The sequence below is a fragment of the Elstera litoralis genome, assembly GCF_000963705.1.
GTDB lineage: Bacteria > Pseudomonadota > Alphaproteobacteria > Elsterales > Elsteraceae > Elstera > Elstera litoralis.
Window position 1 is genome coordinate 1 of the sequence record NZ_LAJY01000292.1, and the last position, 14,482, is coordinate 14,482.

The 14,482-nt window shown below is 63.2% G+C and carries 16 protein-coding genes and 1 pseudogene; 10 read left to right on the forward strand and 7 right to left on the reverse strand.

The genetic code is table 11. The annotated features are described in order from the left end of the window. The 3 genes from VZ95_RS11790 to VZ95_RS11800 all read right to left on the reverse strand — a co-directional run. A partial coding sequence (locus VZ95_RS11790) for a type II toxin-antitoxin system RelE/ParE family toxin (protein ID WP_045776011.1) occupies window positions 1-196 on the reverse strand: 196 nt, incomplete at its 3' end. 76 nt (window positions 197-272) lie between these two features. Beyond that, the gene (locus tag VZ95_RS11795) at window positions 273-1,508 is read right to left on the reverse strand and encodes a 3-deoxy-D-manno-octulosonic acid transferase (RefSeq protein WP_084627745.1); all 1,236 of its coding nucleotides are present in this window, start codon (window positions 1,506-1,508) and stop codon (window positions 273-275) included. Continuing rightward, window positions 1,505-2,446, reverse strand: coding sequence for a GDP-L-fucose synthase family protein (locus VZ95_RS11800; RefSeq protein ID WP_456297699.1), 942 nt, complete (start codon window positions 2,444-2,446; stop codon window positions 1,505-1,507). The genes VZ95_RS11795 and VZ95_RS11800 overlap by 4 nt, the downstream gene beginning before the upstream one ends. A gap of 104 nt (window positions 2,447-2,550) precedes the next feature. On the opposite strand from VZ95_RS11800, the gene lptF reads away from it, so the two are divergent. From lptF to VZ95_RS11820, 4 genes and pseudogenes are all read left to right on the forward strand, one after another. Next, window positions 2,551-3,657: an LPS export ABC transporter permease LptF gene (gene lptF / locus VZ95_RS11805; protein ID WP_045776013.1), complete on the forward strand. Its 1,107-nt coding sequence runs from the start codon at window positions 2,551-2,553 to the stop codon at window positions 3,655-3,657. Then, window positions 3,657-4,754 carry an LPS export ABC transporter permease LptG gene (gene lptG / locus VZ95_RS11810; protein WP_045776014.1) on the forward strand — a complete coding sequence of 366 codons (1,098 nt, stop codon included), beginning with the start codon at window positions 3,657-3,659 and terminating at the stop codon, window positions 4,752-4,754. The genes lptF and lptG overlap by 1 nt, the downstream gene beginning before the upstream one ends. Before the next feature lies 1 nt (window position 4,755). Then, window positions 4,756-6,434: pseudogene (locus VZ95_RS11815) on the forward strand (NAD+ synthase). Window positions 6,435-6,581: 147 nt separating this feature from the next. Next, a complete protein-coding gene (locus VZ95_RS11820) occupies window positions 6,582-6,779 on the forward strand; it encodes a hypothetical protein (protein ID WP_045776015.1) in 198 nt (65 codons plus the stop codon). Window positions 6,780-6,873: 94 nt separating this feature from the next. On the opposite strand, the gene VZ95_RS11825 is transcribed toward VZ95_RS11820, so the two are convergent. Together VZ95_RS11825 and VZ95_RS11830 are read right to left on the reverse strand one after the other, a co-directional pair. Next, window positions 6,874-7,407, reverse strand: a complete 534-nt coding sequence (locus VZ95_RS11825; protein WP_045776016.1) for a carboxymuconolactone decarboxylase family protein — start codon at window positions 7,405-7,407, stop codon at window positions 6,874-6,876. Window positions 7,408-7,553: 146 nt separating this feature from the next. Continuing rightward, window positions 7,554-8,084 (reverse strand): peroxiredoxin, encoded by a 531-nt coding sequence (locus tag VZ95_RS11830; RefSeq protein ID WP_045776023.1) that lies wholly within the window; start codon window positions 8,082-8,084, stop codon window positions 7,554-7,556. Window positions 8,085-8,324: 240 nt separating this feature from the next. Here VZ95_RS11830 and VZ95_RS11835 point away from each other — a divergent pair, with 240 nt between their 5' ends. From VZ95_RS11835 to VZ95_RS21985, 6 genes are all read left to right on the forward strand, one after another. Next, window positions 8,325-9,479, forward strand: coding sequence for an MlaE family ABC transporter permease (locus VZ95_RS11835; protein ID WP_198148259.1), 1,155 nt, complete (start codon window positions 8,325-8,327; stop codon window positions 9,477-9,479). Between the two features lie 3 nt (window positions 9,480-9,482). Continuing rightward, window positions 9,483-10,247 carry an ABC transporter ATP-binding protein gene (locus VZ95_RS11840; RefSeq protein ID WP_045776017.1) on the forward strand — a complete coding sequence of 255 codons (765 nt, stop codon included), beginning with the start codon at window positions 9,483-9,485 and terminating at the stop codon, window positions 10,245-10,247. 83 nt (window positions 10,248-10,330) lie between these two features. Then, window positions 10,331-10,837, forward strand: coding sequence for a hypothetical protein (locus VZ95_RS11845; RefSeq protein ID WP_045776018.1), 507 nt, complete (start codon window positions 10,331-10,333; stop codon window positions 10,835-10,837). A gap of 4 nt (window positions 10,838-10,841) precedes the next feature. Next, window positions 10,842-12,005 (forward strand): methyl-accepting chemotaxis protein, encoded by a 1,164-nt coding sequence (locus VZ95_RS11850; RefSeq protein WP_052711712.1) that lies wholly within the window; start codon window positions 10,842-10,844, stop codon window positions 12,003-12,005. Window positions 12,006-12,031: 26 nt separating this feature from the next. Next, window positions 12,032-13,048: an MlaD family protein gene (locus VZ95_RS11855; protein WP_045776019.1), complete on the forward strand. Its 1,017-nt coding sequence runs from the start codon at window positions 12,032-12,034 to the stop codon at window positions 13,046-13,048. A 1-nt stretch (window position 13,049) separates the two neighbouring features. After that, the gene (locus VZ95_RS21985) at window positions 13,050-13,583 is read left to right on the forward strand and encodes a PqiC family protein (RefSeq protein WP_052711713.1); all 534 of its coding nucleotides are present in this window, start codon (window positions 13,050-13,052) and stop codon (window positions 13,581-13,583) included. A gap of 64 nt (window positions 13,584-13,647) precedes the next feature. On the opposite strand, the gene VZ95_RS11865 is transcribed toward VZ95_RS21985, so the two are convergent. Continuing rightward, complete coding sequence (locus VZ95_RS11865; protein WP_045776020.1) at window positions 13,648-14,298, reverse strand: response regulator transcription factor; 651 nt, start codon at window positions 14,296-14,298, stop codon at window positions 13,648-13,650. Beyond that, on the reverse strand, window positions 14,295-14,482 hold a 188-nt coding region (locus VZ95_RS25580; protein ID WP_045776021.1), incomplete at its 5' end, for a hypothetical protein. The genes VZ95_RS25580 and VZ95_RS11865, both read right to left, overlap by 4 nt.

The following is a 14,482-nucleotide window of genomic DNA, read 5'->3' on the forward strand; positions in this document are numbered from 1 at the left end:
CAAATTTCGCGACGTAGAGGGTGCGGTAGGCACCGGTTTCGTCTTTAACTCTGATTTCCTGAACGCCTGCACCAATCGACACCATCGGCTTCCAATCGTCAGGCTCAACACCGTTCTGAACGAGATCAAGCTGATACCCAATCTGCCGTCGGATATTCGGGGGAGGACCCAGGAGATCCTGCTTGCTCGTCTGCACGAAGATGATCGGTTTTACCGGTCGTATGCAAAAAATATATCATATTTTGTATAAAGGGATAGGAAGTAAACTGTTCCTATGCCTGCGGCAGCTTCGGGCGCAGAATTACCAAGGTCGCCGCCAGGGCGTTACCTTCTGACGTATCCGCCAATTTGGGCGCAACGGGGGCATCCAGCAGGCGGGTGAGCACTGCCGCCAAACCTTCTTCGGAAACCCGCTCCGCCCTTCCTTCCGCCAGCAGCCCTTCGCTCTCGTCACGGAAATTTTCCATATGGGGGCCGAAGAGCACGGGCACGCCGAGGCGCGCCGCTTCAGTCGGGTTTTGCCCGCCGTGGGGAATGAAGCTGCCGCCGATCACCGCAACACGGGCTAGGCGATACCAGAGCCCCAGTTCGCCCATTGTATCGGCGATATAGAGCCCGCTGTCGGGAAGCGCCGCCCCCTGCGAGCGGCACGGCGCGGCGAGGTCGCCAGCAAGCTCCGGCCCGCGATTGGGGTGGCGCGGCGCGAGGATCGTCAGCAGGTCGGGAAACTGAGGCAAAAGCGCCTTATGTGCCTCGGCGATCAGCGCTTCTTCCCCCGGATGGGTACTGGAGGCGACGATCACCGGGCGGTCGCCGATCCGCGCGCGCGCCTCTGCCAGGGCCACCGGATCCACCGGCAGGGGGTCGGCCGCGAGCTTGAGATTGCCAACCGCCTGCACCCGCAACGCCCCCAAAGCGCGAAAGCGCGCGGCATCTTCCTCCCCCCGCGCCAGAACGTCCGAAAAGCACTCCAGCAAATGCTGAATGATCGGCTTCGCCCGCTGCCAGCGCTGGAACGAGCGGTCGGACAGGCGGCCGTTCAGCAGCACGGCGGGGGTGCCACGCGCTTTGAGCCGCGTCAGAATCGTCGGCCACAGGTCGGATTCGGTCCAGAGCACGAAATCGGGCTGCCAATGGGCAAGGAACCGATCTACCGCCCAGGGCGCATCGATGGGAATGAACTGATGCAGCGCGCCCGGCGGTAAGCGCTCGCCCAGCAGCGCCGCCGAGGTTACGGTTCCCGTTGTCACCAGCAAGATCAAATCGGGCCGGGCCGCGCGCAATGCCGTCACCAGCGGCAACAGCGCCAGAGATTCGCCAACGCTCGCTCCGTGGAGCCAAACCAGCGGCCCGGTGGGGCGCGGCAAACCGGGCACCCCCAACCGTTCGCGCCACCGCTGCGGATGCTCTTTGCCGCGCTTCAGCCGCCGTCCGAGGAAGGCGGGTAGCAGCGGCTTCAATCCCCAACCTATTCCCCGATAGAGCGCCAGCATAGCGGCAACGCTCATGCCGCCGCCGCGAGCGAGGCTTGATAGGCGGCGTAAGTTTGCGTGATCCCGTCGCGCAAGGAGAGCGTCGGTTTCCAGCCGAGCGCCGTGAGCCGCGAGACATCGAGCAGCTTGCGCGGCGTACCGTCGGGCTTGCTCGTATCCTGCACCAGTCTGCCTTGGAACCCGGTGATTTCTTTTACCAGCAAGGCTAGCTCGCCGATGGGAATATCATCACCGACGCCGACATTAATAATCTCGGAGCTGTCGTAGGTCTGCATCAGGAAGATCGCCGCGTCGGCCAGATCGTCGCAATGTAGGAACTCGCGGCGCGGCGTGCCCGTGCCCCAGATCACGACTTCCGGCGCGCCCGCGAGCTTCGCTTCGTGGAACTTGCGGATCAGCGCGGGCAACACATGGCTATTATTGAGATCGTAATTATCGCCCGGCCCATACAGGTTGGTCGGCATCAGCGAAATGCCCTTGAAGCCGAACTGACGACGATAGGCGTTAATCATCTCGATCCCGGCGATTTTGGCAATCGCATAGGCCGAGTTGGTCGGCTCCAGAATACCCGTGAGCAGATGCTCTTCCTGCATCGGCTGCGGCGCGAACTTCGGGTAGATGCAGGAGGAGCCGAGAAAAACGAATTTCTCCACGCCCGCCCGGTAGGAAGCATCGATCAAATTCGTCTGGATCAGCAAATTCTCGCGGATGAAATCGCCGGGGAACTGATTATTCGCCTGAATCCCGCCAACCTTGGCGGCGGCATCGAACACAAACTGCGGCTTATGGGCGGCAAGATAGGCGTCGAGCGCGGCGCGGTCGGTCAGATCAACCTCGGCCCGGCCCGGCGTCAATAGGTTGGTAAACCCCTTGGCCCGTAGCTGCCGTACAATCGCCCCGCCCACGAGGCCGCGCGCGCCCGCCACAAAAATCCGTGCCGATTGGTCCATCATCCCTCCTCGCCCCAAATGGGCTCATAGCGGGGATGTACGACGCACACGCCCGTGCTGCAAGGGGGGACTAGCGGGGTTTACCGCGCCTGCCTATAGTGCGCCCCATGTTTTCCCGCTTCGACCGCTATATCGCGCGGCAGGTGATCGTTGCCACGCTCGCCGTGCTGTTGGTGCTGACCGCCGCGATCTGGCTCAGCCAATCGCTGCGCTTCATCGATCTGACCGTCAATCGCGGCCTGCCGATTTCCACCTTCATTAGTATTTCGGCCCTGGTTTTGCCGAATTTCCTCACGGTGATTTTGCCCATCGCCCTGTTTGCCGCCGTGCTGTTCACCTACAACGGCCTTCAGGCCGACAGCGAATTGCTCGCGATGCGCGCCGTTGGCCTGGGGCCGAGCCAGTTGATGCGCCCGGCGATTCTGGTGATGGCGATTGCGCTGCTGATCGGCTACGGGCTCACGCTCTACGGGCTCCCCGCCTCCTACCGCGCCTTCAAGGATATGCAGGCCAACTTGCGCAGCAATTTCGCCGCCGTGCTGTTGCAGGAGGGGGTGTTCACCCAGCTCGACGAAAAACTCACCCTGTTCGTGCGCGAGCAGGGCAGCCAGGGTGATTTATTCGGGATCATGGTCCACGATGGCCGCAATCCCCTGCGCCCCGCCACTTATATCGCCGACCGGGGCACCATCGTGCAAAGCCCGGACGGGCCGCGCCTGATTATGGTCAGTGGCAACCGGCAGGAGTTGGACCGGGAAACCGGCCGCGTCAGCTTTCTGTTTTTCGACCGCTATACGGTGGATATCGACCGGGTCACGGGCCAGGTCGGCCCGCGCCAGCGCGAAGGCACCGAACGCTATCTCGATGAACTGCTTTGGCCGGAAGAGGGTTTGGACGAGCGCACGCGGCGGGGCCTCTTCATCGAAGCCCATCAGCGCTTAGCCGCCCCGCTGATGATCCCGGCGTTTTTGGCGATTGCCTTCGGCGCGCTGCTGTCGGGCGATTTCAACCGGCGCGGCCAGACCCGGCGGATTTTTGCCGCCGTGCTGATCGCCGCCCTCACCCAAGCCGCCTTCTTCGCGCTCTCGACCGTGGCGAGCCGGATGGCGGGGGCCGTGATACTGCTCTATCTGCTACCCGCGCTTATCATTCTCGGGGCGGGCGTGATGATTGCGCGCCCTGCCCTGCTGTTCAAGCAGGCGGAGGCCCGATAATGCGCATCTCACCGCTATTCTGTGGATACATTGCCCGGCATTTCAGTGTTTGGTTGCTGAGCTTCTTTCTGGGGCTCGCGGCGGTGATCTTTATCGCCGATTCGGTCGAACTGCTGCGCCGCGCCGCCGCCAAACCCGATGTGGGGCTGGCGACCGTTTTGCACCTCGCCTTGCTGAAACTGCCGCAGACGACGCAAACCCTGATGCCCTTCGCGGTGCTGTTCGGCGCGATCATGGCCTTCTGGCGCTTGACCCGCAGTAACGAGCTGATTGTCGCCCGCGCGGCCGGAATCAGCGTCTGGCAGTTCCTCGCCCCGGCGCTGATCGTGGCGATTGGCCTTGGGATTGTGAAGGTCGCGCTGCTAAACCAGCTCGCCGCTGTTACCTTCGCCCGCTACGAGGTTTTGGAAGCCCGGCTGCTGCGCGGTCAAGTGGAGCAGATGATCGTCTCCCCCGCCGGGCTGTGGCTGCGGCAGGCCGAGACGGAAGGGGCGACGGCGATCATCCATGCCGATCAGGTCAGCCGCGATCTGCGCAGCCTCGGCGGCGTGATGATCCTGCGTTATGACGCGCAAGGCCGCTTCCTCGCGCGGGTCGATGCCCCCACCGCTACCCTGAGCGAGGGGGCTTGGATCGTCGAGCCCGCCTTCGAGGCCCCCAATGGCCAGCCGTCGAAACCCATCGGGCGGCTGGTGCTGCCGACCGACCTCACCCCCGACCGCATTCAAGAAAGCTTCGCCCGGCCCGAAACCATGTCGTTCTGGGCCTTGCCGGACTTTATTTCGGTACTGGAGAGTGCGGGCTTTTCGGCGACGCGGCACCGGCTCTACCTGCACAGCCAATTGGCCGTGCCGGTCCTGCTGGGGGCGATGGTGTTGATTGCCGCGACCTTCTCCCTCCGGTCGGCCCGGCGCGGCGGCGTCGGCCTGCGCATCGGCCTCGGCGTGATTATCGGCTTCGGCTTCTATTTGATGAATGATCTCGTGCAGGCCTTGGGCAAATCCGCCAGCATTCCCGTGGAACTGGCGGCCTGGACCCCGGCGGCGATTGGCTGCCTGTTCGGCCTCGCAACGCTTTTGTATCTGGAGGATGGTTAGAATGGCCGAACGGGCGCTTACCCTCGCGCTGGCGCAACTCAATCCCCATGTCGGCGATCTGGCGGGCAATGCCGCCCTGATCCGCGCCGCGCGGGCCGAGGCGGCGAAAGCCGGGGCCGACCTGATCCTGTTCAGCGAACTCACTCTGTCCGGCTATCCGCCCGAAGATTTGGTGCTGCGCCCAAAATTCCTCGCCGAGTGCAGGGCGGAATTGGAATCCCTCGCCGCCGACACCGCCGACGGCGGCCCGGCCCTGCTGCTGGGGGTTCCGCTCGAACTGGGAGGCAGCCGGGCAACTGCGTCGCCCTGCTCGACGGCGGCAAAGTCGCTGCCGTCCGCGTCAAGCACGATCTGCCGAACTATGGCGTGTTCGACGAAAAGCGCGTTTTCATCCCCGGCCCCATCCCCGGCCCGATTCTGTTTCGCGGCGTTAAGCTGGGTGTGCCGATCTGCGAGGATATGTGGACGCCCGACGTGTCCGAGGCGCTGGCCGAAATGGGCGCGGAAATTCTACTGGTGCCGAATGGCTCGCCGTTCGAGGATGGTAAAACCGCCGAGCGTCGCGCGCTCGCCCGTGCCCGCATTCAAGAAACCGGGCTGCCGCTGGTCTACGTCAATCAAGTCGGTGGGCAGGACGAAATGGTGTTCGACGGCGCGTCCTTCGCTGTGGGCTCCGACGACCGCACCGTGCTCACCCTCCCCGCCTTTCAATCGGCCCTGGGGATCATCACCGTCGAGCGGGACGCCGAGGGCAAGCTTATCTTGGCGAGCCCGCAAAAACCCGCGCCGGACCTCAGCCGCGACGAAGCGCTCTATTCGGCAATGGTCGTCGCCTTGCGCGATTATATCGATAAGAACCGTTTTCCCGGCGTCATCCTCGGGCTCTCGGGCGGGATCGATTCGGCCTTGGCGGCGGCGATTGCCGTCGATGCCCTGGGGCCGGACCGGGTTACGGGCGTGATGATGCCCTCGCCCTACACCTCGCAAGAGAGTCTCGACGACGCGGCGGGCGTGGCGCAGCGCCTCGGAATCGCGCTGCATACCGTGAGTATCGAACCTGCGATGGCGGCCTTCGGGCAAATGCTCGCGCCGCTCACCGAAGGTCGCGCCGCCGATATCACCGAAGAGAATATTCAGTCCCGCGCGCGCGGCGTGACCCTGATGGCGCTCAGCAATAAGCTGGGCGCGATGGTGCTTTCGACCGGCAATAAGTCCGAAATGGCGGTGGGCTATGCCACGCTCTACGGCGATATGTGCGGCGGCTATGCCATTCTGAAAGACCTGTATAAGACCGATGTGTTCGCCGTCTGCCGCTGGCGCAACCGCCAGGCTCCCGCAGGCGCGCTGGGGCCGGTTTCGGGCTCCGACACGTTGGTGATGCCCGAGCGCGTCATCACCAAACCGCCGACCGCCGAGCTGAAGCCGAACCAGACCGACCAGGACACGCTACCGCCCTATGACGTGCTCGATGCGATTCTGGCCGGGATCATCGAAGGCCAAAACTCCCACGCCGAAATCGTCGCGGCGGGCTACCCGGAAGCGCTGGTGACGCGCGTGTGGACCATGCTTGACCGGGCGGAATATAAGCGCCGCCAATCCGCGCCGGGGGTAAAGCTCACCCGCCGCAGCTTCGGGCGCGAGCGGCGGTATCCGATCACGAACGGGTATCGGGGCGGGTAAGGCTATTGGCTTCGCCGCCCAGGGCTCTGCCCTGGACCCGCCAAGGGCTAAAAGCCCTTGGAACCCTTATAAGGCTACGGTTGACGGTTGAACGCTGTATAACATTCAAGCTTCTGTACCTGTCCTTTTGGACAGTGGAGGCGAGCTATGAACAAGACTTCACAGTTTAAACCGTCTGATGGTGCCCTCGCCGCTCTTGCCGCGCTGCATCGCTCTGCCGCCGAGGCCCGAAAGATCGCCATTCAAACAAATACGGGAATCGTTATCCGCCGCGATGGGAAATTGGTCGAACTCAGCGCCGCCGATCTGATCGCCGAAGCCGTTGCCAAAACCGCCGCCGAGTAAAAAATCCCCCACCTCTCCCAAGGCAGGGGATTCTTAAGGGCCGCCCGGCCCTTAAGCGGGGCGCCGGGGCAGCGCCCCGGCGAACCAACCAGCCCTACTCGCCCAGCGCCGCCGCGCCTTCGAGGGCGGCCGACACAGCCGTAATCACGGCGGCGATTTTCACCACGGCTTGAACCTGTTCCTTGGTCGCGCCTTTTTTGAAGACTTCGTGCTCGTGGCTTTCGATGCACATGCCGCAGCCATTGACGGCGGAGACGGCGAGCGACCAGAGTTCGAAATCGAGCCCATCGGCACCGTGGCCGACCATGCCGTTCATCCGCAGGCCCGCGCGCATCGTTTTGAAGTCGGCGGTGGGCGAGAGGTGGACGTAGCGGTAATAGATATTGTTCATGCCCATCAGGGATGCCGCCACTTTCGCGGCGTTGACGTTGGTGGCGTCGATCTTGTCCGCGAGTTCGGCATTGATCGCGGCGATCACGGCGGGGTTGCGCGCGGCAATCGCGGTAGCAAGGGCCGTGCCCCAGGTCTGATTGGCCGACAGCATCGGCTGCGACAGCACCGAGGAGAGGTTGAGGCGCAGGTCTTTGGCGTAATCGGGCAGCGCGGACTTCAAGGTTTCGATGGACATAGCGTCTCCTTTCCGCGCCGGGCGCGGGTGCATCACGAGATATTATTGAAGGCCGAGGCCGTCCTGAAACAGGGGGAAACTCTGTCACCGGACGGCCCCGGCACGCCCCCGCCGCGTAGTTGCGACGGGGGCAGTCTTAGGCTGGATTAGAGGGTTTCTTCACCCTGCTTCCAGTTGCAGGGGCAGAGCTCGTCCGTCTGCAACGCATCGAGGATACGCAGGGTTTCCTGCGGGTTCCGGCCGACCGACAGATCGTTGACGGTGACGTGACGGATAACGCCTTCCGGATCGACAACGAAGGTGGCGCGCAGGGCAACGCCGGCGTTCTTTTCGAGAATGCCGAGTTCGGTCGAAAGCTCGCGCTTAATGTCGGCCAGCCACGGGAAGGTGAGCGGCTTCAGGTCGGCGTGATGGGTTCGCCACGCGGCATGGACGAAATCGCTATCGGTCGAGGCACCGATCAGCACGGCATCGCGGTCGGCGAAATCTTTTTCCAGCGAGCCGTAACCGACGATTTCGGTCGGGCAGATGAAGGTGAAATCCTTCGGCCAGAAGAACACGACCAGCCACTTGCCCTTATAGGTTTCGTTCGAAACTTCGGCAAAATCGGTCTGATGGTTCGGGCCGGTCACGGCGGTGAGATTGAACTTCGGGAAGGTATCGCCAACGGTCAACATTGTGTGCATCTCCAGGTTAAGGTCAGGATAAGTCTGCAAAAAACCGGGGCGCACCCCGATTTGGAATAATTCCAAAGAACGAAGTTAGATATGCCAGCCGCCCGTTCCGCCGTCAAGCCAAATTTATAACGCTTCTAAGAAAGCCGAAACAGGTAAGGTTGGCCCAACGGCCTCAAAACAAGATAGGGTTGTGCCGCCCCTTTCGCTAGACCCATCCCGAGGGCAAAGAGGAGTCCAACTTTGGCGTTGCTGTGGTCCCGTCCCCGTGGTCCCGATCCCCGCGTTAGCATCGAGCGGGGGGAAGACCGCTGCCTGCGCATTATTCTCACCGGGCCGTGGCGGGTTGCGAATGGCGTTGCCTCGCTGGTGCCGGTCACGCAGGAATTTGCCCACGGCGATTATGTCGCGGGGATTACGGTGGAGGCGCGGGTAGAAGCCTACGACAGTACGCTGATCGCCTTCCTGCTGAAGCTTCACGAGATTTGCGCGCTCGGCGATATTCCGCTGACCTTGCAAGGTTTGCCGGAAGGCGCGCGGCGGCTGTACGCGCTGGCAACGGCGGTTCCGGAACGCGAAGGCGCGGCGCGCGGCGGCAAGGGGTTTGCGCCGCTGACGGCCTTGGGCAAAACAGCGCTCGGCTTTGCCAAACAGGGCCGCGACTGGCTGAACTTCCTCGGCAGCATCACGGTTTCCACCCTGCGGCTGATGCGCGGCAAAGCCCAGTTTCAGCAGCGCGATTTTCTGTTGTTCGTTGAAGAATGCGGCGCGCAGGCGCTGCCCATCGTCACGATTATTTCGCTGCTGGTCGGGCTGATCCTCGCCTTCATCGGCGCGATGCAGTTGAAAGTGTTCGGCGCAGAACTTTATGTCGCGAACCTTGTTGCGGTCGCGATGGCGCGGGAAATGGCGGCGCTGATGACCGCTATCGTGCTTTCGGGGCGCACGGGGGCGGCGTTCGCGGCCCAAATCGGCGCGATGCAGGGCAATGAGGAGGTGGACGCGCTGACCACGCTCGGCATCTCCCCCATCGATTTCCTCGTACTGCCGCGCGTGCTGGCGCTGGTGCTAATGACGCCGCTGCTCTGCCTTTATTCGAACCTAATGGGGTTGATCGGCGGCTATGTGGTCAGCGTCGGGATTCTCGATATCACCGGGGCCGCCTATATCAATCAAACTCTACTGGCGGTGAAGCTTGGCGATTTTGTCGTCGGGCTGGTGAAAAGCCTGGTTTTCGGCGTGATCGTCGCAAGCGCCGGCTGTTTGCAAGGGTTACGCGCCGGGCGCAGTGCGGCGGCGGTGGGGGAAGCCACCACGAACGCCGTCGTTAGCTGCATTCTGCTCATTATCATCGCCGACGGGATTTTCGCCGTGCTGCTCAATATGTTGAAACTGTAAACCATGACTGCACTCGCCCCGCCCCGCATCGAAGTCGACGGGCTCGACATGATCTTCGATGCTTACGTCGTGCAGCGCGACATCAGCATGACCGTCCACCAGGGCGAGATTTTCGTCATTATGGGCGGCAGCGGCTGCGGCAAGAGTACGCTGCTGCGCCATATGATCGGCCTGCTGACCCCCGTCAAAGGCGCGATCCGCTACGATGGCGATAATCTCTGCACCGCCGTAGGCCGCGACCGCAATAGCCTAACCCGGCGTTTTGGCGTGCTGTTCCAAAGCGGCGCGCTGTGGAGTTCGATGACGCTGGCCGAAAATGTCGCCCTGCCGATCCGCACCTATACCAGCCTGACCGAACCCGAGATCGAAGAGTTGGTGGCGCTGAAACTCGCCCTCGTGGGCCTGCGCGGGTTTGAGGATTACATGCCTGCGGAAATTTCGGGCGGCATGCGCAAGCGGGCGGGCCTTGCCCGCGCCATTGCGCTCGATCCGGATATTCTGTTTTTCGACGAACCCTCGGCGGGGCTGGACCCAATCAGCTCGAAACGGCTGGACGATCTTATTCTGGAACTGCGCGATTCGCTGGGGGCGACGGTGGTCATCGTCACCCACGAACTCGCCAGCATTTTCGCCATCGCCGATAATTCGATCTTTCTCGACGCCGAAACCCGCACGCCGATTGCCCACGGGCCGCCGAAAGCGCTGCTTGAAACCTGCCCGGAACCGCAAGTGCAGGCCTTCCTGCGCCGGGGTGCGGTGAAGCGCTAACCCCGCCCCTATTAAGCTTTCTGAAAAAAGCCTAACTCTGTGTTAGAAACCCGTAACGACTGCCCCAGCCCGAGAGCAACGCGATGATCCGACTGATCGAAAATCTTCCACTCATTTGGAAGCTCTGCGTTACTTTTATTCTCATCGCTTTCGCGACGATTGCCGTCGCCGTGCTCGGCATTCTTCGGGTTGGCGCGATTCCGACCGTGGTCGATGATCTCCTAGTGGCGACGACCGAAGTGCATACCGCCGATGTGGTGATGGTCGATGTGCTTGTTATCGCTCAACATCTTGAACATCTCGCCTCCATGGGGCCTGCCGAGCGCCCGGCTATCGCGGCGCAGCTTGGCAAGGATCTGGAGAAGGCGGGGCAGTCGCTGGCCGCCCTGCGTGATGCCATTGCCAAACCCGAGGCCTCGGCACCGCTCAAAGCGATTGAAGCGGCTTTCGCCGAAATCAAAGCTAACGTCCAAGCGCTCACCGCGACCAACGATGCCGCGCGGATCGTCACGGTTCGCAAACTCGTGCAAAGCCTGCCGGAGCAGGTGAACTTGATCCAGCAGCCAAATTTCACAAAAATTTGGCGATAATATTGTGCGCGGTAATGATCTTTACAGCGATACGATCCGGGATTTGCTGGCGCTGACGCTGCTCGGCCTTGCTGCCTCGTTGGGGCTCGCCATTCTGGTCGCCCATCGCCTGATCTCCCAGCCGCTGACCCTGATTGCGCGCGGCATGGCGGGCACGGCGGACGGCTCGACCGTCGATGTCGTCGTCGATCCGGCCACAGCAAAGCGCCGCGATGAAGTCGGCGTTCTGGCGAAAGCCTTTATCGCCTATACCGAAACCGCCAGCCGCGCGCGGGCTTTCGATCGGCAAGCGCGCGAGGAGGCCGAGCGCCGCCTAACCCAACGCGCCGCGCTGGAAGAAAATGTGGTGGCTTTCGATGCCCAAACCACAACGGCGCTGGGGCGCATCGGCCAAGCCGCCGCGCTTCTGGAAGCCACCGCAAGCCGCTTGGCCACCTCCGCCAATGAAACCACCCAGCAGTCGGGCACGGTCGCCGTCGCCTCCGGGGAGGCCGCCCGCAGCGTCGATACCGTTGCCGAGGCGGCGCGGGAGTTGCTGAAACTGGTCGATGAAATCCGCCAACAGGTCTTGCACTCCACCAAGGTCGCCAGCGAGGCGATGGATCAGGCCAGCCGGACCAAGGGCACAATGCAGGGCCTTGCCGACCGCACGCAGCAAATCGGCGACGTGGTGAAGCTGATTACCGATATCGCCAGCCAAACCAATCTTCTGGCGCTCAACGCCACCATCGAAGCCGCCCGCGCTGGGGAAGCCGGGAAGGGCTTTGCCGTCGTCGCCACCGAGGTAAAGAATCTCGCCAGCCAAACCGCGCGCTCGACCGATGAAATCAGCCAGCAGATTGCCGCGATCCAAGCCGCTACGCACGAAACCCTGAGCGGCATTCAGGAAATCGCCGGAACCATCACCTCGGTCAACGATAGCGCCACGGCGATTGCGCGCGCCATCGACGAGCAAAGCACCGCCACCGTGCAAATCGTACGCAATTCGGAAAATGCGGCCCAGGGTACCCAGAAAGTGCTGAGTACGGTGGACCGGATCAATCAATCCGCCGTCGCCACCGGCACGGGGGCCGCCGATGTGCGCGCCGCCGCCCACGAACTCTCCGAGCAGGCCGAAACCCTGCGCCGCCAAGTGGATGGGTTCTTCAGTACCCTTCGGCGCGCGTGATCTATGCAATGGGAAAGCTTTAACCAATGAGCAAACGCGCCAACCCCGTCGTCATCGGCGGTTTCGTGCTCGGAGCGCTGGTCCTCGGCATCGGCGGCCTTACCGCCTTCGGCTCCGGGTTGTTCAGCCGGGAAGCGAAAGAGGTCGCCATCGCTAGGTTCGACGGATCGGTCAGCGGGCTTGCGGTCGGCGCGCCGGTGACGTTCCGGGGCGTGCGCATCGGCCAGGTCAAAAGCATTCAGCTTCAGCTTATTCCCGACACGTTCCAGGCGCGTATTCCCGTGGAACTGGAAATCGATACCGATAAGGTTGCCTTTGTCGGCGTGGCCCGCCCGCTTTCGGAAAGCCTGAGCGAGGCTATCGATAAGGGGCTGCGCGCGCAATTGCAGGTGCAAAGCTTCGTAACCGGCTTGGTGTCGGTCAATCTCGACTTCTTCCCCGCCGCCCCGCCGCCCGAAAAGAGCGCAGGGCAAGCGATGGAAATCCCCACGCTGCGGTCGGGGTTCGATTCGCTGCTGGAAACCGTGGGGGCCTTGCCCTTGCAGGATATGGCGGGAACGGCTTTGGCGGTCTTGAGCAATCTTAACGATCTGCTGACCTCGCCCGAAATCAAAACCCTGCTGACCAGCGGCGCACGCGGGGCGGAAGCCTTGGCCGAGGCCGCCGTTACGGCGCAGGGCGCGATCATTCCGCTCAGCCAATCGCTTGAACTCACGCTGGCCGAAGCGCGCACCACCCTGCAAACCATCCAGCAGGCGACCAAGGCCACCCAAACCGACGTTTCCGGCCTGATGGGCGATTCGCGTAAGCTCGCGCAGGATGCCGACAAGCAGTTGCTCGCCCTCGCCGCTCAGGCCAACGCCACCTTGAAAGCCACCGAACAGGCGGTACAAGCCGCCAATAGCCTCATCGGCCCGGCCTCGGCCCAGCGCGCCGATTTGGAACAAGTCCTGCGCAATCTCAATTATGTCACGCGCTCGCTGCGCGGTTTTGCCGAACAGTTGGAGCGCAACCCCAATGCCCTGATTGTCGGAAAGCGATAGAATGTCCCGCCTGCCTTTTTTCCTCAGCCTTGGCCTGCTCGCCCCCGCCCTTACCGGCTGCCTCACGGGTACACCGCCCGCGCGCCTCTATGTGCTGGACCCGCTAGAGGTCGTGAGCCCCGCGCCGCGCCTCGACCAGCGCCTCGCGCTCGGCATCGGCGCAACCCAGGTGCCCGAATATCTCGACCGCCCGGAACTGGTGGTGCGCGCCGGCACCAATGAGGTCAGCGCGGTTGAAACCGACCGTTGGGCCGAACGCCTACCCGTCACCCTCTCGCGCGTGCTCACCGAAAACCTGTCGCGGCTGCTCGGGGTGGAAGCGCAACTGATGCAATCGGGCCGCGCGGTGGGAAGCCTCGATTACGAAATCTATCTGGATATCACCCGCTTCGAAATCGCGCCCGATGCAGTGCGACGCTGGGCGGGCGCTGGATTATCATCGATGCCGCCAGCCGCGCCGAAGTCGCCTCCGCCCGCCTCGCGCGCCAGGAAAAGGGCAGCGGCACCGGCTTTCCCGCCGCCGTCGCGAGCATGAACCGGGCGATTTCCGCCGTGAGCCAGGAGATTGCCGCGCGCCTGCGGACGCTGCCGACGCGGAGTTAGAGCCCGGACGGCGTCAGCCGGTTCATCACGAGCGCCGCCTGGGTTCGGCTGACGACGCCGAGCTTGCGGAAAATCTGACTGGCGTGGGCCTTCACGGTCTGCTCGGCGATGCCGAGTTCGAAGCAAATCTGTTTATTGAGCTTGCCCTCGCCGATCATCGCCAGCACGCGCAACTGCTGCGGCGAGAGCGTGGCGAGGCGTCGATAGAGGTCGTGATCGTCGGCATCGGCCGGGGCGGCGGTTTCGGGGGCAACCAGATCGCCGCGCAAAATCGCGGCAATCGCTTCCTGGATCGTTTCGACCGAGGCCGATTTGGGGATGAAGGCTGCAGCCCCAAAGGCCCGCGCGCGCCGCACCGTTTCCGCATCCTCCTGGGCCGAAACCACCGCAACGGGCACGGTCGGCGCGTGGGCGCGCAGCAGCATCAGCCCCATCAAGCCATTGCTGCCGGGCATCGTGAGGTCGAGCAGCACCAGATCCACCTCGGGATCGCTGGCCAACGGATCGGCAGGGGCGAGGCGCGCCATGACACTGTCGAAATCCGCCGCTTCCAGCAACTCGGCCTCGGGCCAGCGGCGGCGCAGGGTTTCGCTGAGGGCGGCGCGCACCAGCGGGTGATCGTCGGCAATCAGGAAACGCGGTGTCACTCGGGGGCATCCTCCGCTTGAGCGGCCAAGGCACTGAGATAACTGCGCAAAGCCGCAGGGCGCAAGGGCTTATACAGAATTTGAATTTCGGCACTCAGCGCGCGCTGGCGCAAGGCGGGCGAGCGATCCGCCGTCAGCAACAGCCGGGCGGTCCCCGGCAGGCTTTCGAGCAGGGCGAGACCGT